General features: G+C 72.6%; 20 protein-coding genes. 4 read left to right on the top strand and 16 right to left on the bottom strand.

Going from position 1 to position 23730, the window contains the following annotated elements:
- Positions 1–67 precede the first annotated feature (67 nt).
- The 5 genes from VT50_RS08100 to pdhA (VT50_RS08080) all read right to left on the bottom strand — a co-directional run bounded on the left by VT50_RS08100 (position 68) and on the right by pdhA (VT50_RS08080) (position 5706).
- Positions 68–1363 carry an MFS transporter gene (locus VT50_RS08100; RefSeq protein WP_046088828.1) on the bottom strand — a complete coding sequence of 432 codons (1296 nt, stop codon included), beginning with the start codon at positions 1361–1363 and terminating at the stop codon, positions 68–70.
- The gene (locus tag VT50_RS08095) at positions 1360–2019 is read right to left on the bottom strand and encodes a GntR family transcriptional regulator (protein WP_046088876.1); all 660 of its coding nucleotides are present in this window, start codon (positions 2017–2019) and stop codon (positions 1360–1362) included. Before VT50_RS08095 ends, VT50_RS08100 begins: the two co-directional genes overlap by 4 nt.
- 82 nt (positions 2020–2101) lie before the next feature.
- A complete protein-coding gene (locus VT50_RS08090; RefSeq protein WP_107424752.1) occupies positions 2102–3535 on the bottom strand; it encodes a dihydrolipoamide acetyltransferase family protein in 1434 nt (477 codons plus the stop codon).
- A 22-nt stretch (positions 3536–3557) separates the two neighbouring features.
- The gene (locus tag VT50_RS08085; RefSeq protein ID WP_046088826.1) at positions 3558–4538 is read right to left on the bottom strand and encodes an alpha-ketoacid dehydrogenase subunit beta; all 981 of its coding nucleotides are present in this window, start codon (positions 4536–4538) and stop codon (positions 3558–3560) included.
- A 1-nt stretch (position 4539) separates the two neighbouring features.
- On the bottom strand, positions 4540–5706 hold the full coding sequence (gene pdhA / locus VT50_RS08080; protein ID WP_046088825.1) for a pyruvate dehydrogenase (acetyl-transferring) E1 component subunit alpha: 1167 nt from the start codon (positions 5704–5706) through the stop codon (positions 4540–4542).
- 322 nt (positions 5707–6028) lie between these two features.
- Between pdhA (VT50_RS08080) and VT50_RS08075 the strand changes: the two genes are divergently transcribed.
- Positions 6029–6691 carry a response regulator gene (locus VT50_RS08075; RefSeq protein WP_046088824.1) on the top strand — a complete coding sequence of 221 codons (663 nt, stop codon included), beginning with the start codon at positions 6029–6031 and terminating at the stop codon, positions 6689–6691.
- A 582-nt stretch (positions 6692–7273) separates the two neighbouring features.
- Positions 7274–8317 carry a phosphotransferase gene (locus tag VT50_RS08070; RefSeq protein ID WP_046088823.1) on the top strand — a complete coding sequence of 348 codons (1044 nt, stop codon included), beginning with the start codon at positions 7274–7276 and terminating at the stop codon, positions 8315–8317.
- 216 nt (positions 8318–8533) lie between these two features.
- Here the strand turns inward: VT50_RS08070 and VT50_RS08065 are convergent, their stop codons facing one another.
- Positions 8534–10117, bottom strand: a complete 1584-nt coding sequence (locus tag VT50_RS08065; RefSeq protein ID WP_075200477.1) for a protein kinase domain-containing protein — start codon at positions 10115–10117, stop codon at positions 8534–8536.
- Between the two features lie 312 nt (positions 10118–10429).
- On the opposite strand from VT50_RS08065, the gene VT50_RS08060 reads away from it, so the two are divergent.
- On the top strand, positions 10430–12094 hold the full coding sequence (locus tag VT50_RS08060) for a protein kinase domain-containing protein (RefSeq protein WP_046088821.1): 1665 nt from the start codon (positions 10430–10432) through the stop codon (positions 12092–12094).
- 154 nt (positions 12095–12248) lie between these two features.
- Here VT50_RS08060 and VT50_RS08055 read toward each other — a convergent pair whose 3' ends face one another.
- The 9 genes from VT50_RS08055 to pdhA (VT50_RS08015) form a co-directional block, all read right to left on the bottom strand.
- Positions 12249–12818 carry a bacterial proteasome activator family protein gene (locus tag VT50_RS08055; protein WP_046090257.1) on the bottom strand — a complete coding sequence of 190 codons (570 nt, stop codon included), beginning with the start codon at positions 12816–12818 and terminating at the stop codon, positions 12249–12251.
- A 51-nt stretch (positions 12819–12869) separates the two neighbouring features.
- Positions 12870–13340: a hypothetical protein gene (locus VT50_RS08050; RefSeq protein WP_143645192.1), complete on the bottom strand. Its 471-nt coding sequence runs from the start codon at positions 13338–13340 to the stop codon at positions 12870–12872.
- Between the two features lie 266 nt (positions 13341–13606).
- Positions 13607–14584 carry an NAD(P)H-quinone oxidoreductase gene (locus tag VT50_RS08045; protein ID WP_046090258.1) on the bottom strand — a complete coding sequence of 326 codons (978 nt, stop codon included), beginning with the start codon at positions 14582–14584 and terminating at the stop codon, positions 13607–13609.
- A gap of 10 nt (positions 14585–14594) precedes the next feature.
- A complete protein-coding gene (locus tag VT50_RS08040; protein WP_046090259.1) occupies positions 14595–15650 on the bottom strand; it encodes a potassium channel family protein in 1056 nt (351 codons plus the stop codon).
- Entirely contained in the window at positions 15647–17365 is a 1719-nt protein-coding gene (locus tag VT50_RS08035; RefSeq protein ID WP_420822177.1) for a molybdopterin molybdotransferase MoeA, read from the bottom strand. The genes VT50_RS08040 and VT50_RS08035 overlap by 4 nt, the downstream gene beginning before the upstream one ends.
- 470 nt (positions 17366–17835) lie before the next feature.
- Positions 17836–18663: an NTP transferase domain-containing protein gene (locus tag VT50_RS08030; RefSeq protein WP_046088814.1), complete on the bottom strand. Its 828-nt coding sequence runs from the start codon at positions 18661–18663 to the stop codon at positions 17836–17838.
- A 29-nt stretch (positions 18664–18692) separates the two neighbouring features.
- The gene (locus VT50_RS08025) at positions 18693–20201 is read right to left on the bottom strand and encodes a dihydrolipoamide acetyltransferase family protein (RefSeq protein ID WP_046088813.1); all 1509 of its coding nucleotides are present in this window, start codon (positions 20199–20201) and stop codon (positions 18693–18695) included.
- The gene (locus VT50_RS08020; protein ID WP_046088812.1) at positions 20201–21250 is read right to left on the bottom strand and encodes an alpha-ketoacid dehydrogenase subunit beta; all 1050 of its coding nucleotides are present in this window, start codon (positions 21248–21250) and stop codon (positions 20201–20203) included. The genes VT50_RS08025 and VT50_RS08020 overlap by 1 nt, the downstream gene beginning before the upstream one ends.
- Complete coding sequence (gene pdhA / locus VT50_RS08015) at positions 21250–22392, bottom strand: pyruvate dehydrogenase (acetyl-transferring) E1 component subunit alpha (protein ID WP_046088811.1); 1143 nt, start codon at positions 22390–22392, stop codon at positions 21250–21252. The genes VT50_RS08020 and pdhA (VT50_RS08015) overlap by 1 nt, the downstream gene beginning before the upstream one ends.
- A 182-nt stretch (positions 22393–22574) precedes the next feature.
- Between pdhA (VT50_RS08015) and VT50_RS08010 the strand changes: the two genes are divergently transcribed.
- Positions 22575–23063 (top strand): Lrp/AsnC family transcriptional regulator, encoded by a 489-nt coding sequence (locus tag VT50_RS08010; protein WP_046088810.1) that lies wholly within the window; start codon positions 22575–22577, stop codon positions 23061–23063.
- Positions 23064–23134: 71 nt separating this feature from the next.
- Here VT50_RS08010 and VT50_RS08005 read toward each other — a convergent pair whose 3' ends face one another.
- On the bottom strand, positions 23135–23728 hold the full coding sequence (locus VT50_RS08005; RefSeq protein WP_046088809.1) for a TetR/AcrR family transcriptional regulator: 594 nt from the start codon (positions 23726–23728) through the stop codon (positions 23135–23137).
- Positions 23729–23730 lie beyond the last annotated feature (2 nt).

Raw genomic sequence — 23730 nt, 5'->3', positions numbered from 1 at the left:
ATGGCGCCGCCCCGGGGGCCGGAGGAGGGACACGGCCCGTCGCCCCGGGGGCCGGAGGGACACGGCGTCACGCCGGTACGTGCACCGCCTCGACGCGGCTCGCGACCACGCGCTCGCGCTCCAGTCGGTGCGCCCGTCCGCGCAGCCGCAGGATCTGGGCGACGCCGAGCGCCTGCAGCACGAACACCGAGGCGAACGCGATCCGGAAGTTCTGCCCCGTCAGGTCCAGCAGGACGCCGACGGCCAGCAGCGTGGTCATCGAGGCCGTGAAGCCGCCCATGTTGACGATCCCCGAGGCGGTGCCGATCCGCCCGGGCGGATTGGCGGGCCGGGCGAAGTCGAAGCCGATCATCGACGCGGGCCCGCAGGCGCCGAGCACCACGCACAGGACGATCAGCAGCCACATGGGCGCGTGGGCGGACGGCCAGAGCAGCACGGAGCCCCACAGCAGCGCGGTGGCGCCGACCGTACCGAGGGCCAGCGGGGCCCGGGCGGCGTGGTGCCGGGCGATGACCTGGCCGTAGACCAGGCCGACCGCCATGTTGGACAGCACCACCAGGGTGAGCAGCTGGCCCGCGGTCGCCCGGGACAGGCCCTCGGCCTCGACCAGGAACGGCATCCCCCACAGCAGCAGGAACACCATCGCCGGGAACTGGGTGGTGAAGTGCACCCACATGCCCAGCCGGGTGCCGGGCTCGCGCCAGGCGTCCGCGATCTGCCGGCGGACGTAGTCGGCGCCCCGGTGGGAGGCGGGGGCGGGCTCGAAGCCCTTCGGGTGGTCCTTGAGGAAGAGCAGCACCAGCACGAAGACGGCCACCCCGCCGAGCGCGCTGCCCGCGAAGGTCGTGGTCCACCCGGCACTGTGCAGCGCCCGGGCGATCACCAGCGTGGAGACCAGGTTGCCCGCCATCCCGAACAGCGCGGCGACCTGGGCGATCATCGGTCCCCTGCGGGCCGGGAACCAGCGCGAGCCGAGCCGCAGCACGCTGATGAAGGTCATCGCGTCACCGCAGCCGAGCAGCGCCCGGGAGACCAGCGCCATCGCGTACGAGTGGGAGAGCGCGAAGCCGAACTGCCCCAGCGTGAAGAACACCACGCCGAGCATGAGCACCTTACGGGTGCCGAGACGGTCGACCATGAGCCCGACCGGTATCTGCATCCCGGCGTAGACCAGCACCTGGAGGATGGAGAAGGTCGACAGCGCCGAGGCGTTGATGTGGAAGCGCTCGGCGGCGTCGATACCGGCGACACCGAGGCTGGTGCGATAGGTGATGGCGACGAAGTAGACGGCGACGCCCAGGCCCCACACGGCGACGGCACGACGTCCGCCGGGTGGATCACCGGGCAACTGGGCCGAGGTCATCGCACCTCACCCCGGGCGAGGTTGTTCACCCAGCTGATGTGGCGCTGGACCAGCCCGGACGCGAAACCGGCGTCCCCGGCGCGCAGGGCCCGGAGGATATCCGTGTGCTCGGTGATGTTCTTGGCGATGCGGTCGGGCTCGGCGTGCATGGTGGCCACGCCCATCCGCAGCTGGCGGTCCCTCAGCTGGTCGTACAGCTGCGCCAGGATGGCGTTTCCCGCCGCCCGGACGATCGACGCGTGGAAGCAGCGGTCGGCGGCGGCGAACGCGACCAGGTCCCCGGCCGCGGCGTGGGCCCGCTGCTCCTCCAGCAGCTCCTCGAGCCGGGTCAGCAGCCGCCCTCCGGCCGGGACGACCTTGGCGACCGCGTGCTGCTCCACCAGCAGCCGGGTCTCGACCACGTCCGCGATCTCCTGGGAGGAGACGGGCAGCACCAGGGCGCCCTTCTTCGGATAGAGCTTGAGCAGCCCCTCGGCCTCCAGCCGCAGCAGCGCCTCCCGGACGGGGGTGCGGGAGACCCCGACGGCGTCCGCGAGTTCGCCCTCGCTCAGCAAAGTGCCGCCCTCGTAGCGGCGGTCGAGGACGGCTTGTTTGACGTGGTGGTAGACGCGTTCGGCGGCAGGGGGCGGCTTGGTGGCCGTATCGGCGGGACTCATGATGCGCACATCATAGATACAAGATGCATGCGCACTCATCCCCCGTCCGCGATGCGGACGGGGGATGGTGGCTACGGCCGCATCAGGCCCAGGTGATGAGGCGCTTGGGGCGCTCCAGGACGGCCGCGACATCCGCGAGCACCCTGGAGCCCAGCTCGCCGTCGACCAGCCGGTGGTCGAAGGAGAGCGCCAGCGTGGTCACCTGGCGCGGCTTGACCTCGCCCTTGTGGACCCACGGCTGGAGCTTGACGGCGCCGAAGGCGAGGATCGCGGACTCCCCGGGGTTGATGATCGGGGTGCCCGCGTCGATGCCGAAGACGCCGACATTGGTGATGGTGATCGTGCCGCCGGACATCGCCGCCGGGGTGGTCTTGCCCTCACGGGCGGTGGTGACCAGCTCGCCGAGGGCGGACGCCAGTTGGGGCAGGGTCTTGGCGTCGGCGTCCTTGATGTTGGGGACGATCAGCCCGCGCGGTGTCGCCGCCGCGATGCCCAGATTGACGTAGTCCTTGTAGACGATCTCCTGGTTGTCCTCGTCCCAGGTGGCGTTGACGTCCGGGTTGCGCCGGATGGCCACCAGCAGGGCCTTGGCGACCAGCAGCAGCGGATTGACCCGCAGCCCCGACAGCTCCGGGTCCTGCTTGAGGTCGGCCACGAGCTTCATCGTGCGGGTCACGTCGACCGTCACGAACTCGGTCACGTGCGGGGCGGTGAAGGCGCTGTGGACCATCGCCTGCGCGGTGGCCTTCCGTACGCCCTTCACGGGCACCCGGCGCTCCCGGCCCCCGACGGCCGTGACGCCCTCGGACGGGGCCGTTACGGGCGTCTCCCGGGCCGCCTGGACGGCCTCGGCGGCGGCGTGGACGTCCTCACGGGTGATGATCCCGTCCGCCCCGCTGGGGGTGACCGTCTCCAGGTCGATGCCCAGGTCCTTGGCGAGCTTGCGGACCGGGGGCTTGGCCAGCGGCCGGGCGGTCCGCCCGCTGCCGTTCAGCTCGGGCGAGGGTGCGGGCGCGGCCTCGGGGCGCGCGGGCGCGGGCTCCTGGGGCGCGGGCGCCCCGGCGGAGGCCGCGGGCTCGGACCGGCCCGGCTGCGGCTTGCGCGGACGGCGCTTGGTGGAGGCGGGCGCCGCCCCGTAGCCGACCAGATTGGCCTGGCGGCCCTCCTTCTCCTCGGGCTCGGCCACGGCGGCTGCGGCTTCCCCGGCGGCGGCCTTCCCCGCGGCCGGAGCGGCCTGCGGCGCCGCCTCCCCCGCCCCGGGGTTGGTGTCCACCGAGATGATCGTCGTGCCCACGTCCACGGTGGTGCCCTCGTCGAAGCGCAGCTCGTGCACCACGCCGTCGAAGGGGATGGGCAGCTCGACGGCGGCCTTGGCGGTCTCGACCTCGCACACCACCTGGCCGTCGGTCACGGTGTCGCCCGGCGCCACGAACCACTTGAGGATCTCGGCCTCGGTCAGCCCCTCGCCCACATCGGGCATCTTGAACTCACGGAAGCGCTGTTCGACTGCGGTCATCGTCACGATCTCCTCAAGCCCTTCAGTACGCCAACGCGCGGTCTACGGCGTCGAGCACCCGGTCCAGCCCCGGAAGGTACTCGTCCTCGAGCCGTGACGGCGGGTACGGCGAGTGGAAGCCGCCGACCCGCAGCACCGGGGCCTGGAGGTGATAGAAACACCTCTCGGTGATGCGCGCGGCGATCTCCGACCCGGTGCCCAGGAACACCGGTGCCTCGTGGACGACGACCAGCCGCCCCGTCCGCTCCACGGAACGCTGGATCGCGTCGAAGTCGATCGGCGACATCGACCGCAGATCCAGGACCTCGATCGACTTGCCCTCCTCGGCGGCGGCCGAGGCGGCGTCCAGGGCGACCTTCACCATCGGGCCGTAGGCCGCGAGCGTCAGGTCCGCCCCCGGCCGCACCACCCGGGCGGTGTGCAGCGGGCCGGGGATCGCGGCGGTGTCGACCTCGGACTTGTCGTGGTAGCGGCGCTTGGGCTCGAAGTAGATCACCGGGTCATCGCTGTCGATGGCCTGCTGCAGCATCCAGTAGGCGTCGGAGGCGTTGGCGGGCGAGACCACCTTCAGACCGGCCACGTGCGCGAACAGCGCCTCCGGCGACTCACTGTGGTGCTCCACCGCGCCGATGCCGCCGCCGTACGGAATGCGGACGACGACCGGCAGCTTGACCTTGCCGAGCGAGCGTGCGTGCATCTTGGCGAGCTGGGTGACGATCTGGTCGTAGGCGGGGAAGACGAAACCGTCGAACTGGATCTCCACCACCGGGCGGTAGCCGCGCAGCGCGAGCCCGATCGCGGTGCCCACGATGCCGGACTCGGCGAGCGGGGTATCGATGACCCGGTCCTCGCCGAAGTCCTTCTGCAGCCCGTCGGTGACGCGGAAGACGCCCCCCAGCTTGCCGACGTCCTCGCCCATGATCAGGACCTTGGGGTCGGCCTCGAGGGCCGTGCGCAGGGACGCGTTGATCGCCTTGGAGAGCGACATCTTCTCGGCGGCCATGTCAGATGCCTTCCTCAGCGGTGACGAACGAAGCCTGGTACTCGGCGAACCGCGCCCGCTCCTCGTCGACGAGCGCGTGCCCGTCGGCGTAGATGTGCTCGAACATCGCCATGTCCTCGGGGTCGGGCATCGCCCTCACGGCGTCCCGTACCCGCTTGGCCAGCGCGTCGCTCTCCCGCTCGAGCTCGGCGAAGTACGCGTCGTCGGCCAGGCCCTCGCGGGTCAGCAGGGTGCGCAGCCGCAGGATCGGGTCCTTGGTCTCCCACAGCTCCTGCTCCTCGGGCGAGCGGTAGCGCGTGGGGTCGTCGGAGGTGGTGTGGGCGCCCATCCGGTAGGTGAACGCCTCGATGAGCATCGGGCCCTGCCCGGTGCGCGCCCGCTCCAGCGCGGCCTTGGTGACGGCCAGACAGGCGAGCACGTCATTGCCGTCCACCCGCACCCCGGGGAAGCCGAAGCCCTGGGCGCGCTGGTAGAGCGGCACCCGGGTCTGCTTCTCCGTGGGCTCGGAGATGGCCCACTGGTTGTTCTGGCAGAAGAAGACGACCGGGGCGTTGTAGACCGCGGAGAAGGTGAACGACTCGGCGACATCGCCCTGGCTGGAGGCGCCGTCGCCGAAGTACGCCAGGACCGCGGCGTCCGCGCCGTCCTTGGCCACGCCCATCGCGTAGCCGGTCGCGTGCAGCGTCTGCGAGCCGATCACGATGGTGTACAGGTGGAAGTTGTTGCTGTTCGGGTCCCAGCCGCCGTGGTTCACCCCACGGAACATCCCCAGCAGATTGGTCGGGTCGACACCCCGGCACCACGCCACTCCGTGCTCGCGGTAGGTGGGGAAGACGTAGTCGGCGTCGTTCAGCGCCCGGCCGGAGCCGATCTGCGCCGCCTCCTGGCCGAGCAGCGAGGCCCACAGGCCCAGTTCGCCCTGGCGCTGCAGGGTGGTGGCCTCGGCGTCGAACCGCCGTGTCAGCACCATGTCCCGGTACAGACCGCGCAGCTCCTCCGGGGTGGGGTCGATGGCGTACTCGGGGTGCTCGACACGCTCGCCCTCGGGGGTCAGCAGCTGTACGAGTTCGGTCTGGCCCGCAGGCTGCTTCTTGGTGTCCCGCGCGCTGGTGCTGCGCTTGGCTCCGCTGCGGCGCGGCTTGCGCGCGGCAGTGCTCTCCACGGTCACGTGTGCTCCTCCGTCTGTCCGGCCTCCGGGATCCGCCGGCGGCCAGTTGCGGCTCGCCCGTTCCGCCGCGGCGCACGGGGTGGGTGCGCCGGAGCGTGACCGGGCGTGACAGGTTCCCGGCGGCTGGCCCTACACAAGGCACGTTACCCAGTGCGTCGCATGTCTGCGAAACCCCACCTGACCTGCAATTTTGCTTGGATTTCCAAGTAAATCGCGTGGGCGGTGAAACTTCCACTGGTCACAGCCCCGCAGGCCGCCGGACAAGCGCACGGTATCCCGCTGGACAACGGCGCGGGAAGACTTCGTGTGTGAGACTGGATCCGTGCGCGAAGAAGGAAAAATAGGGATTTTCCTAGTCGACGACCATGAAGTCGTCCGACGCGGCGTACGAGACCTGCTCGCGAGCGCGCCGGACATGGAGGTCGTCGGCGAGGCGGGCACCGCGGCCGAAGCGCTGGCGCGCATCCCGGCCACCCGCCCGGACGTCGCCGTGCTGGACATCCGGCTGCCCGACCGCAGCGGGGTCGAGGTCTGCCGGGAGATCCGCGCCCGGTGGGAGGGCGTCCGCTGCATGATGCTCACCTCCTTCGCCGATGACGAGGCGCTTTTCGACGCCATCATCGCGGGCGCCTCCGGCTATGTCCTGAAGGACATCCGCGGTGATGAACTGCTCGCCGCCGTCCGCGACGTGGCCGCGGGCCGGTCGCTGCTCGACCCGGTGGCCACCGCCCGGGTACTGGAGCGCCTGCGCGGCCAGCCGCCCGCCCGCCCGGACGACCAGCTCGCCGCCCTCACCGACCAGGAGCGCCGGATCCTGCTGCTGATCGGCGAGGGGCTGACCAACCGCGCGATCGGCGAGCGGCTGCACCTCGCCGAGAAGACGATCAAGAACTATGTGTCCAGCCTGCTCTCCAAACTGGGCATGGAGCGCCGGTCCCAGGCAGCGGCATACGTCGCCCGCATGCAGGCAACACAGAAGCGCTAGCGCCGACGGGCACAACACCCCCGCCACGGCTCGACCACGAACCAGGCGCTCCGCCCCTGGACCCCGGGTGCTGACCCCTGGCCCCGGATGCCGGGGCCGAAGCCCCCGCCCGTGACCTGGGGCAGAGCCCCGATCTGGGGGTTGGGGCGGAGCCCCGCGTACGGGGGCGGAGCGGCCCCGCGGCCGGGGGCTGCGGCAGAGCCCCCGTCTGGGGTCTGCGGGAGGGCCCCGCTCCGGGTTCTGGAACGCAGCCCCACGCACGGGGTCCCGGACGAAGCCAAGGGTGCGGATCCTGGGCGGAGCCCCGGCGGCGGGGCCTAGCCGCGCAACCCCGATCCGGGCCTGGGCGGAGCCACGCGTACGGGGGTCCCGGACGAAGCCAAGGGTGCGGATCCTGGCCGCGCAACCCCGATCCGGCGGATGTGGGGGCTGGGGCGGAGCCCCAGTTTCGGGAAGGGGCGGGGAGGGGAAACAGCCCGCCGCAGGCGCCACGTCAGCGCGGTCAACCGGCCGTGCCCCACCCCACCGTCCCCCATCCCGGCGCGCGCTAGCGACGATGCCCGGTGATCTAACATCTGGCAGGTGCCGCGCTCACATGTACGCTCCGCCGAGGCCGCTCCCGACGGGGAAACCCTGAGCGCCCTGCTCCGCCGCTATGACACCGCCGGTGAGGCCGTCTCCTGCGAACCGCTCACCCAGGGGCTGCTCAACCGGGGCTACCACCTCGCCACCACCCGCGGCCGGTTCTTCCTCAAACACCACCTCGACGGCGACCGCGGCGCCATCGCCCGCCAGCACCGCGTCACCCAGCGGCTGGAGGCGCTCGGGGTGCCCGTCGCCCCGCCGGTCCCGGACGCCGACGGCCGTACGGTCGCCGTCATCGGCGGCCGCTGCTACGCGTTACACCCCTGGATCGACGGGCGGCACCGCGACGGCGGTGAGCTGACCGCCCCGCAGTGCTGGCGCCTCGGCGGGCTGCTCGGGCTTGTTCACACCTGTCTGGAACGCGTCATGCGGGCCCGTACGGGCGGCGACCGCAGGCCGCCCGTGGAGGCCGCCGCCGACCCCGAGGACACCTCCGCCGTCATCGACGCGTTGCTGACGCTGGTCCGGGGCCGCCGGAACCGCGACACCTTCGACGAACTCGCCGAGCACCGGCTGGTCGAGCGGCGGGCGCTGCTGGAGCGGCACGCCCATCGCCGCCCGGAGGCGGACGCCGTCCCGGTCGCGGGCTGGGTGCACGGCGACTTCCACCCGCTGAACCTGCTCTACCGCGACACGGAACCGGCCGCCATCGTCGACTGGGACCGGCTCGGGGTGCGGCCGCGCGCCGAGGAGGCGGTCCGGGCCGCCGCGATCTTCTTCGTACGGCCCGACGGCACCCTGGAGCTCACCAAGGTGCGGTCCTACGCACGGGCGTACCGCTGCGCGGCGGGGGCCGGAACCTCAGAGATGGCCGCGGCCGTACACCGGGTGTGGTGGGAACGGCTCAACGACTTCTGGATGCTGCGCTGGCGCTACCAGCGCGGGGACCGGCGCGCCGATCCGCAGTTCCCCGCGGCCGCCGCGCTGGTGGTGTGGTGGACCCGGGAGTACGACGCGGTCCGCGACGCCTTCTGCGGGTGACCGGGGCCGGGCGGAGTTCGGCGCGGCTCGGCGGGCTCCGCCCACGCCCAGACGAGGGCGCCGTCCGAGGCCGGAGAGGGCGTTCCCGCGGCGGCCGGAGCGGGCCGTCCTACGGCTGAAGGGCCCCTCCCACGGGAAGGGGCCCCTCTTACGGCCGATGACAGCCAATGAACGCCGATGACAGCTGAGGCCGAGGGGGCGCCGGGGCCCCTGCCGTCAGGGGGTACCGGCACCGCCGTCCGTGGCGCCCGCCGTACCCCCGGTGGGCTCGGTCGTGCCCGGGTCCGTCTCCGGGTCCGTCGGCGGCGTGGTCTGCTCGCCGCCGCCCGGGGTGGTCGGATCGCCGGTCGGCTCGTCGGTGCCCGGATCCGTCTCCGGGTCCGTCGGCTCGTCCGTGGGGTCGTCCGTGTCCGTCGGCGTCGGGTCCTCGGACGGGGTGTAGTCGCTGCCCGTGTCCCCGGAGGTGGCGTCCTCGTCGCTCGGGACCGTCTCGTCGCCCGAGTCGTCGCTCGGCTCGTCGGACGGCTTCTCCGTCTTCTCCTGGGTGACCGAGGTCTGGTGCTTGTTCGGGTGCTTACCGCCGCCCTTGTCCCCGGCCTGGAGGGCGAAGGCGACCCCCGCCGCGACCGCGATCACCGCGAGCATCGCGATCAGCCACATCCTGCCGCGCCCCTTACGGCGGCCGGAACCGCCGTGGTAGCCGCCGCCCCCGCCACCGGGGCCGGTCACGACCGGCTGCTGGGAGGTCTCGCCGTGGCCCGGGTGCGGCAGCGCGCTGGTGGCCCCGACGCCCGGCATGCCCATGGCGGGCGTGGCGGCACCCAGGTGCTGGGTGACCGGGCCGGTGTTCCACATGCCGGTGTGGCCGCCCGCCTCGTGGAGCATCTGCAGCCCGTACTGGACCAGTCCGCGCATCTCCTCGGCGCTCTGGAACCGGTCGTCCGGGTCCTTGGCGAGGGAGCGCATGACCAGGCCGTCCAGCTCCGGCGGCACGGTGCCGGAGGCCTCCGACGGGGGCACCGGGGTGTCCTGGACGTGCTGGTACACCACCGACAGCGGGGTCTCCCCGGTGAACGGCGGGCGCAGCGCCAGCAGCTCGTAGAGCAGGCAGCCGGTGGCGTAGAGGTCGGAGCGGTGGTCCACGGCCTTGCCGAGGGCCTGCTCCGGCGAGAGGTACTGCGGAGTGCCCATGACCATGCCGGTCTGGGTCATCGTGGACTGCGCCCCGTGCAGGGCGCGGGCGATGCCGAAGTCCATGACCTTGACCGCGCCGCCGTGGGTGATGATCACGTTGGCGGGCTTGATGTCACGGTGCACGATGCCGTGCTGATGGCTGTAGGCCAGCGCCTCCAGCACCCCGGAGACGATGATCAGCGCCTGGTCGGGCGGCGGCGCCTCGGCGTTGAGCAGCAGATCGCGGATGGTCCGGCCCTCGACCAGCTCCATGACGATGTACGGCACGGTGTTCTGGCCGACGGTGTCCTCGCCGGAGTCGTAGACCGCCACCACGGCATGGTGGTTCAGCCCGGCCACGGACTGTGCCTCGCGGGTGAAGCGGGCCTTGGACACCGGGTCCTCGGCCAGATCGGCGCGGAGCAGCTTCACGGCGACCGTACGGCCGAGCCGCAGGTCCTCGGCGGCGAACACCTCCGCCATACCGCCGCGGCCGAGCCGGCTGGTAAGCCGATATCGACCGTCGCCGACAAGTCCCCCGTTACCCCACGCCTCCGGCATGTCCGGCATTCCGGATCCGCTGGCGTCAGGTTCGGAGGGCCCATGGGCGCCCTGGGTCTGTGCCATCGGTCCTCGCCGTCTCGTTCTCGGTGGGGGTCGGGTCGAGTCCGCCCCGCCCACGGGCGGTACGGTTCCCGCTAGGCACGCTACAGCCTTCGCGCCGTGTATCGGTTGGTGATGGACCGGCCATCAAACCTGTTGACGGTGAAGCGATGCAAATCGCGTGACGGGTTCTTGCGCATCCGGTCACGGAACGGGCAACGCGGCTTGACGTGTCCGTGGCCTGGGGCAGACTTGGCCACGATATCCACAACATCAAGATCCATGCGTCGGAACGTGCGCGTCAGAGTAGTGAGTGCGCCAAGGGGGAAGTACGAAATGAGCCAGTACGGCGCATCGGGCAGGTACCAAGGCCACTCTCTGGCGAACGGCCGGTACCAGCTGCGTGACCTGCTGGGCGAGGGTGGCATGGCCTCCGTTCACCTGGCCTATGACACCGTGCTGGACCGCCAGGTGGCGATCAAGACGCTCCACACCGAGCTGGGGCGCGAGCAGTCCTTCCGCGAGCGGTTCCGCCGCGAGGCCCAGGCGGTGGCGAAGCTCACGCACACCAATATCGTCTCGGTCTTCGACACCGGCGAGGACTCCGTCGACGGCTCGCTGATGCCGTACATCGTCATGGAGTACGTCGAGGGGCAGCCGCTGCGCTCGGTTCTGGACGTCGATGTACGGCAGTACGGCGCGATGCCGACCGAAAAGGCGCTGAAGATCACCAGCGATGTGCTGGCGGCGCTGGAGATCAGCCATGAGATGGGGCTGGTCCACCGCGACATCAAGCCGGGTAACGTGATGATGACCAAGCGCAATGTGGTCAAAGTCATGGACTTCGGCATCGCCCGCGCCATGCAGTCCGGGGTCACCTCCATGACCCAGACCGGCATGGTCGTCGGCACCCCGCAGTACCTCTCGCCCGAGCAGGCGCTGGGCCGCGGCGTGGACGCCCGCAGCGACCTGTACTCGGTCGGCATCCTGCTCTTCGAGCTACTGACCGGCCGACTGCCCTTCGACGCCGACTCGCCGCTGGCCATCGCCTACGCACACGTCCAGGAGGAGCCGGTCGCGCCCTCCTCGATCAACCAGTCCATTCCCCCGGCGGTGGACGCGCTGGTCGCCCGCTCCCTGAAGAAGAACCCGAACGAGCGCTTCCCGACCGCCGAGGCCATGCGCGACGAATGCGCGCGGGTCACCCGCACCGGGCAGACCGGCGCGTCCCCGATCATCATCAGCGGCGGCCCCCCGGCCCGCAGCGGCTCCGGTGTCGGCTCGGCGGTCTTCCCGCCGGTCGACCAGCAGACGCCCGCGCCCGGACCCGGCAGCGTCCAGACGCCGTACCAGCCGCAGCACTCCCCCGGGCAGTTCGGCGCCTTCGGCCCGTCCACCCCGCCGCCCCCGGGCGGCCATTCGCCCGCCACGGCACCGCTGGGGCAGGCGGGGTACCAGACCCCGACGGCGTCGTACCAGGGCGCCAGCACCCCGCCGCCGTACAGCATCTCGCCCTCGTCGACGCCGTCCGGAAGCGGCGGCGGTGGCGGCGGCAACAAGCGCGTGATCATAGGCTCGGCCGTCGTCGCGGCGATCGCGGTCATCGCCGTGATCCTGGTCATCGCGCTCAGCGGCGGCGACGACGGCTCCAAGGACGAGAGCAAGGGCGGCCATGGCGGCAAGACGTCGCCGTCCTCCGACACCGCCGCGGGCTTCCGCATGGGCGACAAGACCAAGACCATCGACCCGAAGAAGTGCACCGACGCGTACGAGAACAGCGACGAGAAGGGCACGTACTCGGTGCCCGACTTCCAGAACCTCTACATCGACTCGGTGAAGAAGTGCATCCGCGCTGCTGGCTGGAAGTACCGCGTGGTGCCCCAGGACGAGAATCTGTGGGGCAAGGGCACCATCATCAATTACACGTACCGGAACTACGAGCCGTACGACCCCAAGACGGACACCATTGAGCTGACCGTCTCCACCGGCAACCCGGAGTAGGGGCGGCTCACGCTCGCCAGGGGCGGCTCACGCTCACTCTCATTGCGCTTGCGGCGTAATGGCATCGCGGGCCTTATCCTCCGAATCCTTCGGAGGATAAGGCCCGCGATGTCGTTTCGTCGTGTCCGGTGTGGGTGTCCGGAGGCTCAGCGGCTCAGAGGTACGGCCCCGAGCGGGCACCGCCCTGCTGGGGCACCGCCTCGTCCTCCTCGCCCCCGCCGATCCCCGGCGGCAACGCCCGGCGCATCTGCTCCAGCTGGGCGCGCGCGGCCATCTGCTGGGCGAACAGGGTGGTCTGGATGCCGTGGAACAGCCCCTCCAGCCAGCCGACCAACTGAGCCTGGGCGATGCGCAGTTCCGCCTCGGTGGGCACCGCCTCGTCCGTGAAGGGCAGCGACAGCCGCTCCAGCTCCCCGATCAGCTCGGGCGCCAGCCCGTCCTCCAGCTCCTTCACCGAGCTGGAGTGGATCTCCTTGAGCCGGACCCGGCTGGCCTCGTCGAGGGGTGCGGCGCGGACCTCCTCCAGAAGCTGCTTGATCATGCTGCCGATCCGCATGACCTTCGCCGGCTGTTCGACCATGTCCGTCACGGGAACCTCGCGCGACTCCTCGTCGCCACTGCCCTCGCCAGAAGCAGGAGCGACGCCGCCGAGTGCCATGCCGTCCGGACCGACGACCAGGACGTGCGGGCTCTCCTGCGCTCGTTCGTTCATCGGCTGGTTCATACCCCCATTGTTCCGCACCGGCACCCGGTACGGCGGGTGAGGGTCGAGGTTTCAGCGACGGCGCAGCCGCAGGCCGAAGAACGCCATGCCGAGGCCGAGACCGGTGAGCGCGAGACCGGTGCCCAGCGGCAGCACCCGCATCGCCCGCCCGCTGGGCTCTGCGGCGGTCCGCTGAGCACCGTAAGGCTGTCCGGACGGAAGCGATTGGCGCGCCTGGCGCCGGTCCGGCCGCTGCGGGACGGGGAGGGAGGTCGGCGTCCACTCGGGCACCACCGAGAACCGCCCGGTGCCCTCGTCGTCCCCCGTGTCGGCCGAGGGGTCCCCGTCCGGTGACGAGGGGGTCGGCGTCGCGCTGCGGCCGGGGTGCGCACGGCCCTCGCCCGCTCGGGTGCCCGCGAGCCCGCCGCCGTCGTCGGCGGGGGCTGGGGCAGCGGGGCTGGCGGACGCGGCGGGGGTCGTGGCCAGGGCGGTGCCCGCCAGCAGGGCCGCCGCGGGGAGTGTGCGAAGCGTCGCAGGGTTCACGGTGGTCACCCTCCCGTGCCGAACCGTTGCGTAACGGGATCAGCGTCACATGAGGGTACGAGCCGGGCACCCTGGACGCGGCCGTACGGAGCACGGGGCGACCGTAAGGGGCGCGGTCCCGCCGTAAGGGGCTCAGGCCGGCCCTGGTGCCCGCCGTAAGGGCTGCGACAGCGCCATAGGGGCCGCGCGGCGACGCCGTAAGGTTCGCGGCGGCGCCGCCGTACGGGCTCGTGGCCCTCAGCCGTAGCCGTACGGACCCGCGGTCCTCAGGTCGTCAGCAGGATCTTGCCCACATGAGTGCTGGACTCCAGCAGCCGGTGGGCCTCCGGGGCCTCCCGCATCGGGACGGTGCTGTGCACGATCGGGCGGACCCGGCCGCCCCCGATCAGCGGCCAGACGTGCTCCCGTACCGCCGCGATGATCGCCGACTTCTGGGCCAGCGAGCGGCCCCGCAGCCCGGTGGCCGTCACGGCGGCGCTCTTGGACAGCAGGGTCGCCAGATTCAGCTCGGCCTTCGCCCCGCCCTGGAGCCCGATGATCGCCAGCCGTCCGTTGAGGGCGAGCGTCTCCAGGTTCCTGGCGAGGTACTTCGCGCCGAGGATGTCCAGGATGACGTCCGCGCCCGCGCCGTCGGTGGCCCGGCGGACCTCCTCGACGAAGTCCTGCTCGCGGTAGTCGATCAGGATGTCGGCGCCGAGCTCCCGGCAGGCGGCCAGCTTCTCCGGGCCGCCCGCGGTCACCGCGACCCGCGCCCCGACCGACTTCGCGAGCTGGATCGCCATGGTGCCGATGCCGCTCGATCCGCCGTGCACCAACAGCGTCTCGCCCGGCCGGAGATGGGAGATCATGAAGACGTTGGACCAGACCGTGGCGGTCACTTCGGGCAGCGCGGCGGCCGTGACCACGTCCACGCCCTCGGGGAGGGGCAGCAGCTGGCCCGAGGGAACCGCCGCCTTCTCGGCGTATCCACCGCCCGCGAGCAGGGCGCACACCTCATCGCCCACCGCCCAGCCGGTGACGCCGGGGCCGAGCGCCGAGATCCGGCCCGAGCACTCCAGACCGACGTAGTGCGAGGCACCACGCGGCGGTGGATAGAAGCCCTGGCGCTGGAGCACGTCCGCGCGGTTGACGCCGGCGGCCGCCACGTCGACCAGGACCTCGCCCTCACCGGGCACGGGATCGGGGACCTCCGCCCATACCAGGGCTTCCGGGCCACCGGGTTCGGGAATCGTGATCGCATGCATGGCCGCGAGGCTACTCCTCGACCATCGGCGCACGAACGATCGTGATCAAGCGGTCGGCGGCCTGCAGCGGGCTGGCGGCGGGGTCGTCGTACGCGAGGAGGCGATGGCCGCGCAGCACGGACACCACAAGGTCCTCCGTGTCCCGCACCGACCTGCCCACCTCGGCCTTCACCACCGTGCGCTCCACCAGGTCCAGGCCCGTGCCCTGCTGGATCAGGTCCTCGATCACCGCACCGGCCGTCGGGCTCTGCACGCTCATGCCCAGCAGGCGGCCCGCCGCGCTGGCGCTGGTGATCACCGAGTCGGCCCCGGACTGGCGCAGCAGCGGCGCGTTCTCCTCCTCGCGCACCGCCGCCACGATGTTGGCACCCCGGTTGAGCTGCCGGGCCGTCAGCGTGACCAGGACGGCGGTGTCATCGCGCTGCGTGGCGATCACGAACTGGCGGGCGCGCTGCGCCTCCGCACGCAACAGCACATCACTGCGGGTCGCGTCGCCGACCACCCCCGCGAACCCGTCGGCGTTCGCCGCCTCGATCACCTTCTGATTGGGGTCCACCACGACCACCCGGTTCTTGGGCAGCCCGGTCGCACAGAGGGTCTGCACCGCGGACCGCCCCTTCGTACCGAAGCCGATGACAACGGTGTGGTCACGCAACGCCGACCTCCAGCGGTTCAGGCGGTACTGCTCGCGGGTGCGTTCGGCCAGCACTTCCAGGGTGGTGCCGACCAGGATGATCAGAAAGATCACGCGCAACGGCGTGACCAGCAGGATGTTACTGAGCCGCGCGCTCTCGCTGTACGGCACGATGTCGCCGTATCCGGTCGTGGACAGCGTGACGGTCGAGTAGTAGACGGAGTCGAGGAAGTCGACCTGGTCGTCGGCGTTGTCGTGATAGCCCGCGCGGTCCACGTACACGATGGTCACCGTCAGCACCAGCACCAGCAGCGCCAGCAGCAGCCGCCGGACGACCTGGCGCAGCGGGCCCGCGGGGAAGTGCGGCAGATGGACGCGGTGGACGCCGTCCCCTGGCGTGCGAGCGGCCGCGTCATGGCTGGGCAGCTTCACGCCGGGCCCTCCTGGGGGGATATGTCCTCGCCGTCGACCGCCTGGCCGGTGCGTTGACGGGCCTGGTCCGGGTGACGGGCCTGGTCCGGGTGGCCCGGTTGCCCCGCAGCGCTCGCCGACCAGGGGAGATCGAGCACGTCGACCTCCGCGCCGCGCTTCGCCCCGCCGGGCGGGATCACGGCGAGGCCGTCGGCCACCGCGATGCCGCGCAGCATCGCCGGGCCGTTGAAGCGCAGCGGCACCGCGGCGTCCTGCCGGAAGACCACGGGGACCAACCGGGTGTCCCGCGGATGCCCCTGCACGGCCTCGGCCAGCGGGGCCGGGCCGGGGTCGGGGGCCGGGCGGCCCGTCAGCGTGCGCAGCAGTGGCTCCGCGAGGGTCAGCAGACCGGACACCGCCGCGAGCGGATTGCCCGGGAGCCCCACCAGATGGCGGGCGGGGCGGGAGGGGCGCTCGGGGGTTGCGGCGTTCTTGGGGGCATGTTCGCGGTCTTCTTGGTCTTCTTGGTCCTCTTGGCCTTCTTGGCCTTCTTGGTCCTCTTGGTTCTCTTGGCCTTCGCGGCTTTTGCGGGCGAGGCGGGCCAGCAGCATCGGGTGGCCGGGGCGCACCGCCACCCCGTCCACCAGCAGTTCGGCCCCCAGGCGGCGCAGGGTGGGGTGGACGTGGTCCAGGGGGCCCGCGGCCGTCCCCCCGGTGGTCACGACGAGGTCGGCGGATGACTCGGCCACCGCCGCGTACACCGCCTCCGCCTCGTCGGCCAGCCGCCGGGTGGCCAAGACCTCGGCGCCGAGCGCCCGCAGCCACGGCCCGACCATCGGCCCCAGCGCGTCCCGGATCCGGCCGTCGTGCGGCAACCCCTCGGTCAGCAGCTCATCGCCGAGGACCAGCACCTCGACGCGCGGCCTGCGCACCGTCGGCAACGCGTCATACCCGGCCGCCGCGGCCAGGCCCAGGACGGCGGGGGTGACCAGGGTCCCGGCGGGGAGCAGCTGATCGCCGCTGCGGCACTCCTGGCCGCGGGTGCGGATGTCCTGGCCGAGGACGACGGGATGGGCGGCCGACGCGTGCAGCCAGCCACCGCCCGCGTCGGTGCCGTACTCGCTGCGCAGTACGGCGGTGGCGCCGGACGGGACGCGGGCGCCGGTGGCGATGCGGACCGCGTGACCGTCGGGGAGGGACGCCGTCCCGCCGTGTCCGGCGAGGATGCCCTGCTGGTCCTGGCCCTCCGTACCGGGTGGCAGCCGCCAGGGGCCGGGGCCGGAGAGCGCCCAGCCGTCCATGGCGGAGGTGTCGAAGGGCGGCAGATCAGTGAGCGCGGCGAGCGGCGCGGCCAGGACCTGGCCGAGCGCATCGGACAGCGGCCGCATCACCGGGGCGGCGTGGGCGGCCTCCTTGACGGCGGCGCGGGCGGCGATGGCGCGGGCGTCGGGCCAGGAGGTGGGGCTGGGGGGCGGTGGGTTCATGGAGGGATGCGGGTGGGGCGTCGGTGCGCCGGTGCGGGGCGTCGGTGCGCCGGGGGTGCGTTTCGGGTGGGATTGCGGGTGCGGGGTCGGGGCCTGATGGGCGGGGGCCCTGGACCGCGTGCCTTTGGTGCCAGTGCCCTCCGCTGTCGGACTACCCGAAGATCGGCTCCTCGAATACACCTCTGGCCTTCGGCGTACGTGACCCTGGGCATCCAGGACCACCGCAGGCTCTTCCGCCGTCTCCCTCGCCAGGTCGAGCGCGGCCTCTACCCAGTCCGTACGGGCCGGGTCGGCGGTATCGGCGGTGGCGCCCGTATGGCCGGTGCCGTCGGTGGCGCCCGTATGGCCGGTGCCGTCGGTGGCGCCCGTACGGCCGGTGCCGTCGGTGGCGCCCGTACGGCCGGTGCCGTCGGTGGCGCCCGTACGGCCGGTGCCGTCGGTGGCGCCCGTATGGCCGGTGCCGTCGGTGGCACCGGTCTCGCGGGGGCCGTCGGCGTCGCGCGTGCCGTCGATGTCGCGGGGGCCGTCGGTGTCGCCGGGGCCGCGCCCCCTGGTGGGTTGGGCCGGGCGGTCGTTGGCCAGGCTGAGGGCGGCATCGGCCCAGTCCTCCTCCGATACCGTGCCGGGCGGCTCCGGGCCCTGCGGCGGCGACTCATTGGCCAGCGCCAGCGCCTCGTCGACCTCGCGGTCGAGCGGATCCCCGTCCCGGGGGTGGCGAGGTGTCACTGCTCCTCGGCCCAACGGGCCGCCAGCGCCGCGGCCTTCTCGGTGGCGGCGGCCAGCGCCTCGGGTCCGCCGCCCTTCTGGGCCGCGGCGTAGCCGACGAGAAAGGTGGTCAGGGGGGCGGCGGGCCGGGCGACGCCATGTGCGGCGTCACGGGCCAGATCGAGTAGGGCCGCGGTGTCGACATCCAGATCGATCCCGAGCTCGGCCTTGACTGCGGCAATCCATTCGTCCAACACGTGTCCATGCTCCCTGATGCGCGCTCGAGCCGTGGTGATGTCTTCCCAGGTGTCGCAGTCGAACGACGCGGTGGGGTGCCGGAGGCGGGCCAGGGCCAGCTCGGAGACGAGGAGGCGGAGGGGCAGCCCGCCGAGGCCGCCGTGTTCGGTGGCGAGAAGGGCGATCTCGCGGCGCAGCGGCTCGGCGCGGTAGGCGGCAACAAGGGGCTGCTCGCGGCCGTCGGGGTCGATGAGCACGGCCCCTTCGGCACCCTGGAGACCGGTGAGGAGGGTCGCGACGGTCTCGTGGGTGAGGAACGGCAGATCGGCGGAGAGCACGAGGACGACCGGAGCCGCGGTCTGCCGGATGCCCGCGTCGACGGCCGCCACCGGGCCGCCGCCGGGGGGCTCCTCCCGGGCCCACCGCACCGGCCGCGCCGTGGGCCTGCGCGGGCCGACGACGACGGTCCGCCCGGCCCCGCGGCAGGCGTCCAGCACCCGGTCGAGCAGAGCCCGCCCGCCCACCCGCAGCGCGGGCTTGTCCACCCCACCGAGCCGCCGGGCGGCACCCCCGGCCAGGATCACCGCGTCATACGCACCTGGAGTCACCCCATGAGTATGGCGCCGCGGGGCATCCGCTAGAGCCGCCGCAACAACACCATGGGCCGCTCCACACAGTCGGCCACGAACCGCAGGAATCCGCCGGCGGTGCCCCCGTCGCACACCCGGTGGTCGAAGGTGAACGACAGCTGCACCACCTGGCGCACCGCCAGCTCGCCCTGGTGCACCCAGGGCTTGGGGGCGATCCGCCCGACCCCGAGCATCGCCGCCTCGGGGTGGTTGATGATCGGCGTCGAGCCGTCGACCCCGAACACCCCGTAGTTGTTCAGGGTGAAGGTGCCGCTGGTGAGCTGGGCGGGGGCGAGGGTGCCGGTCCGCGCGGCCTCGGTCAGCCGGGCGATCTCCTCGGAAAGCCCCTCTATGGTCCGCGTGTGGGCGTCGCGCACCACCGGGACCACCAGACCCCGGTCCGTCTGGGCCGCGAAGCCGAGGTGGACGCCGGGGAGCCGGACGATCTCCCGGCTGCCCATGTCCACTGTGGCGTTGAGCTCGGGGAAGCGCGCGAGGGCCGCCGTGCAGATGCGGGCCAGAAGAGCGAGCACGGAGACCTTGGGCCCGCCCCCGGCGTTCATCGCCGCGCGGGCGGCGAGCAGTTCGGTCGCGTCGGCGTCCACCCAGCAGGTCGCGTCGGGGATCTCACGTCGGCTGCGCGCGAGCTTGTCGGCGACGGCGCCCCGCACCCCTCGCAGCGCGACCCGCTCCCCCTCCGGGGCGGGGGCCGCGGAAACGGGGGCGGCGGACGCTACGGGTGCGGCGGGTGCCGCGGGTGCCGCGGGTCCGGGCGCGGGCGCGACGGGGGCAGACGCCCTGCCCGCGACCGCTCGTTCGACATCCGCCCGCAAAATCAGCCCTTCGGGGCCCGAGCCCCTGAGCTGCCGCAGATCGACGTCATGCTCCCGGGCCAGCCGCCGCACCAGGGGCGAGATCACCGGAAGAGGCCCGGCAGGGGCCGTCACCGCCTCGCCCACCGGCCCGGCGGAGGCTCCCGCCTGCGCCGCAACGGGGGCCGCCGCCTGCGCCGCAACGGGGGCCGCCGCCTGCGCCGCGTCAGGGGCTCCCGCCGCCTTCTCGCCCACGGCCGCGGCAGGGGCCGCCGCCGTCCCGGGAAGCGGTCCGCCCGAGGCAGCCATGGGCATCTCGCGCAGCGTCCCGGGGGAGGGCCGGACGCGACGGCGCCGCGCGGCGGGACCGGCCGTGCCATAGCCGACCAGCACATTGCCCGACGCGCCGTCGATCGCGCTCTCGGTGACCGGCGGACCGGATCCGCCGCCGTCCGAGCCCTCGGGCACGGCGACCGTGATCAGCGGCGCCCCGACCGGCACCTCCGCCCCCTCCTCGCCGTAACGGGCCGTCACCACCCCGCCGTAGGGGCAGGGCACATCCACCATCGCCTTGGCCGTCTCGACCTCGACCACCGGCTGGTCGACCGCGACCACATCGCCGACCTGGACCAGCCAGCGCACGATCTCGGCGCCGGTCAGCCCCTCGCCCAGATCGGGCAGGGTGAACTCCCTGACGACAGCCATCAGACCGCGCTCCCCTCGGTCCACTCCGACTCCCACTGCAGCCGGGCGACGGCGTCCAGCACCCGGTCCACACCGGGCAGATGGTGCCGCTCCAGCATCGGCGGCGGATAGGGGATGTCGAATCCGGCGACCCTCAGCACGGGCGCCTCCAGATGGTGGAAGCAGCGCTCGGTGACCCGGGCGGCGATCTCCCCGCCGGGCCCGCCGAACCCCGTGGACTCATGGACGACGACCGCGCGGCCGGTGCGGCGCACCGAGGCGCACACCGTCTCGTCGTCGAAGGGGACGAGCGAGCGCAGATCGACGACCTCCAGATCCCACCCCTCGGCCCGGGCCGCCTCGGCGGCTTCGAGGCACACCGGCACGGAGGGGCCGTAGGAGATCAGGGTGGCGCCGCGCCGACCGCCGCTGCCCGGGCCGCGGACCACCGCGCGGCCGATGGGCGGCACCTCCTCGGGGGCGTCGGCCGACCAGTCGGCCTTGGACCAGTACAGCCGCTTGGGCTCCAGGAAGATCACCGGGTCGTCGGAGGCGATGGCGGCGCGCAGCAGCCCATAGGCGTCGGCGACGGTCGCGGGGGCGACGACATGGAGCCCGGGGGTGGCCATGTAGTAGATCTCGGAGGAGTCGCTGTGGTGCTCGACACCGCCGATGCCGCCCCCGTAGGGCACCCGGACGGTGATGGGCATCGGCATCGCGCCCCGGGTGCGGTTGCGCATCCGCGAGACATGGCTGATGAGCTGCTCGAAGGACGGGTAGGCGAAGGCGTCGAACTGCATCTCGACCACCGGCCGCAGCCCGTACATCGCCATGCCCACGGCGGTGCCGAGGATCCCCGCCTCGGCCAGCGGAGTGTCCGTACAGCGGTCCTCGCCGAACTCTTCGGTGAGCCCGTCGGTGATCCGGAAGACGCCGCCCAGGGTGCCCACGTCCTCACCGAGGACATGGACGGACGGGTCGGCGGCCATGGCGTCGCGCAGCGCGCGGCCGAGGGCCTGGGCCATGGTGGCGGGCTTACGGGCGGTGTCGGCCCCGACGGCGGTGGTCATCACTGCCCCTTCCCGGCGTCCGCGGCCTCGGCGTCGAGCTCGGCGCGCAGCTGGGCCGCCTGCTCGCGCAGCTGGCTGGTCCGGTCGGCGTAGACGTGCTCGAAGAGCGCCATGGGGTCGAGGACCGGGTCCTGGTGCATCCGCGTCCGCAGATCGGCGGCGAACCGCTCCGCGGACTCCCGCACGGCCCGGGCCTCCTCGTCGTCCAGCAGATGGCGGTCCCGCATGGCCTCCTCCAGAAGCGCTATCGGGTCGTGGGCGCGCCAGGCCTCGACCTCGGAGTCGGGGCGGTAGCGGGTGGCGTCGTCGGCGTTGGTGTGCGCCTCGACGCGGTAGGTGACGGCCTCGACCAGGGTGGGGCCGCCTCCGCCGCGGGCCCTGCGCACCGCCTCCGCCAGGACCTCGTGAACGGCGGCCGCGTCATTGCCGTCGACGAGGCGGCCGGGCATCCCGTATCCCACCGCCTTGTGGGCGAGGGAGGGCGCGGCGGTCTGCTTGGCGAGCGGGACGGAGATCGCGAAGCCGTTGTTCTGGACGAGGAAGACCACCGGGGCGTGCCATACGGCCGCGAAGTTGAGTGCTTCGTGGAAGTCGCCCTCACTGGTGCCACCGTCGCCGACCAGGGCGAGGGCCACCACATCGTCGCCCTTGAGGCGGGCGGCGTGGGCGAGCCCGACGGCGTGCGGCAGCTGGGTGGCCAGCGGGGTGCACAGCGGGGCGACGCGGTGGGTGTGGGGGTCGTAGCCGGAATGCCAGTCGCCGCGGAGCAGGGTGAGGGTGTCGACGGGGTCGAGCCCGCGGACCACGGCGGCCAGGGTGTCGCGGTAGCTGGGGAAGAGCCAGTCGCGGTCCTCCAGCACCAGCCCGGCCGCGACCTGGCAGGCTTCCTGACCGGTGGAGGAGGGATAGACGGCCAGCCGGCCCTGCCTGGTGAGGGCGGTGGCCTGCGTGTTGTACCGGCGGCCGCGCACCAGCTCGCGGTGGAGCCGGGTCAGCAGATCGGGGGAGATGTCGGCGGCAGCGGCGGTGCCCAGCAGGCGGTACGGCTGCGCGTCGGGCAGCAGCGGCGCTGCGTCGGCGCGGGGCTGCCAGCCGGGCGGGGGAGTGGGCCGGTAGGCACCGGGCTGCTCAAGGACCGTCATGGCGCGACCTCCTGGGCGTGGCGTACGGCGGGAGGGCGGGGCGTGCCGGGCGGCATCGCCCTCCCCTACCGATTGTTCGGTCGTTGACGCATTTTGGCTACAGGCGACCCAAGCCTGTGGACAAACGGTTCTGCAGCCCCTGGGATGAGGACAGGACGTCCATGAAGGGGAGGCAGGACGATATGGCGGGCGAACAGATGGCCAATCCGGACGGCAAACCCCCGGCGCGCCCGCTGGACGGCATCGACCGCGACATCCTGCGTCTGCTCCAAATGGACGGCCGCGCCTCCATACGCTCCGTGGCCGAGCAGGTGCACGTCTCGCGCGCCAACGCCTACGCCCGGATCAACCGCCTGCTCGACGACGGAGTGATCCGCGGCTTCAGCGCCCGGGTGGACCAGGAGCGGGCCGGGCAGGGCGCGTCCGCGTACATCACGCTGAAGATCGTCCAGAACTCCTGGCGCACCGTGCGCGAAGAGCTCAGGCAGCTCCCAGGGGCCACCCACCTCGCCCTGGTCAGCGGGGACTTCGACGTACTGCTGCTGGTGCACACCGAGGACAACCGCTCGCTGCGCGAGCTGGTCCTCACCCGGATCCAGGCCATACCGGAGGTGCTGAGCACCCGGACGCTGCTGGTCTTCGAGGAGACGGACCTGGACTCGGAGCCGTAGCGGGGGCCGGGCCGGGCGCCGCGCGGTAGCCCGGGCCGGGCGCGGGCGTACCGCCCCGCGGGCGCCGTGCGTCAGGTCTGGGTGCGCAGGCCCGCGAAGGCCGTACGGACCACGGCCTCGGCCACCTCCTGGGAGGTCGCGGCCCCGCCGCGGCCCGGCCGGTACCACTCCACAATGGAGTTGATCATGCCGAAGAGCAGCCGGGTCGCCAGCCGGGCGTCCACGTCCGACCGCAGGTCGCCGTCGGCAGCCGCCCGCTTGAGCAGCTCGGCCACCTGGTGGTCGAACTCCCGGCGCCGCTCCATGGCCCATCGCTCGGTGTCCGTGTTGCCCCGGACGCGCAGCAGCAGCGTGACGTAGGGCAGCTCGTCCATCAGCACCTCGGCGGTGCGCCGGGCCACGTGCTCCAGCCGCTCGATCGACCGTCCCTCGCGCGCGGCGGGCTCCTGGAGGATGCCGAACAGCCCGTCCAGGGCACGGCTTATGGCCAGCCTGAGCAGTTCCTCCTTGCCCTTCACATGGTGGTAGATGGAGGACTTGGAGATCCCGGCGGCCCGGGACAGGTGCTCCATGGAGGTGCCGTCGTAGCCGCGCTCGTTGAACACCTCCACGGCGACCGCGAGCAGCGATTCGGGCGTGTAGGTGTCGCGCTTGGCCATGGTCATGA

It is taken from the genome of Streptomyces antioxidans (assembly GCF_000968685.2).
Lineage (GTDB): Bacteria > Actinomycetota > Actinomycetes > Streptomycetales > Streptomycetaceae > Streptomyces > Streptomyces antioxidans.
This window is presented reverse-complemented; position numbering and strand designations above follow the sequence as displayed.

Excerpts from the sequence above, each read along its gene's own strand:
- VT50_RS08100 (WP_046088828.1), bottom strand. The coding sequence starts at position 1,363 with ATGACCTCGGCCCAGTTGCCCGGTGATCCACCCGGCGGACGTCGTGCC.
- VT50_RS08060 (WP_046088821.1), top strand. The coding sequence starts at position 10,430 with ATGAGCCAGTACGGCGCATCGGGCAGGTACCAAGGCCACTCTCTGGCG.
- VT50_RS08095 (WP_046088876.1), bottom strand. The coding sequence starts at position 2,019 with ATGAGTCCCGCCGATACGGCCACCAAGCCGCCCCCTGCCGCCGAACGC.
- pdhA (WP_046088811.1), bottom strand. The coding sequence starts at position 22,392 with ATGACGGTCCTTGAGCAGCCCGGTGCCTACCGGCCCACTCCCCCGCCC.
- VT50_RS08085 (WP_046088826.1), bottom strand. The coding sequence starts at position 4,538 with ATGGCCGCCGAGAAGATGTCGCTCTCCAAGGCGATCAACGCGTCCCTG.
- VT50_RS08020 (WP_046088812.1), bottom strand. The coding sequence starts at position 21,250 with ATGACCACCGCCGTCGGGGCCGACACCGCCCGTAAGCCCGCCACCATG.
- VT50_RS08005 (WP_046088809.1), bottom strand. The coding sequence starts at position 23,728 with ATGACCATGGCCAAGCGCGACACCTACACGCCCGAATCGCTGCTCGCG.
- VT50_RS08090 (WP_107424752.1), bottom strand. The coding sequence starts at position 3,535 with ATGACCGCAGTCGAACAGCGCTTCCGTGAGTTCAAGATGCCCGATGTG.
- VT50_RS08055 (WP_046090257.1), bottom strand. The coding sequence starts at position 12,818 with ATGAACCAGCCGATGAACGAACGAGCGCAGGAGAGCCCGCACGTCCTG.
- VT50_RS08010 (WP_046088810.1), top strand. The coding sequence starts at position 22,575 with ATGGCGGGCGAACAGATGGCCAATCCGGACGGCAAACCCCCGGCGCGC.
- VT50_RS08045 (WP_046090258.1), bottom strand. The coding sequence starts at position 14,584 with ATGCATGCGATCACGATTCCCGAACCCGGTGGCCCGGAAGCCCTGGTA.
- VT50_RS08065 (WP_075200477.1), bottom strand. The coding sequence starts at position 10,117 with ATGGCACAGACCCAGGGCGCCCATGGGCCCTCCGAACCTGACGCCAGC.
- VT50_RS08025 (WP_046088813.1), bottom strand. The coding sequence starts at position 20,201 with ATGGCTGTCGTCAGGGAGTTCACCCTGCCCGATCTGGGCGAGGGGCTG.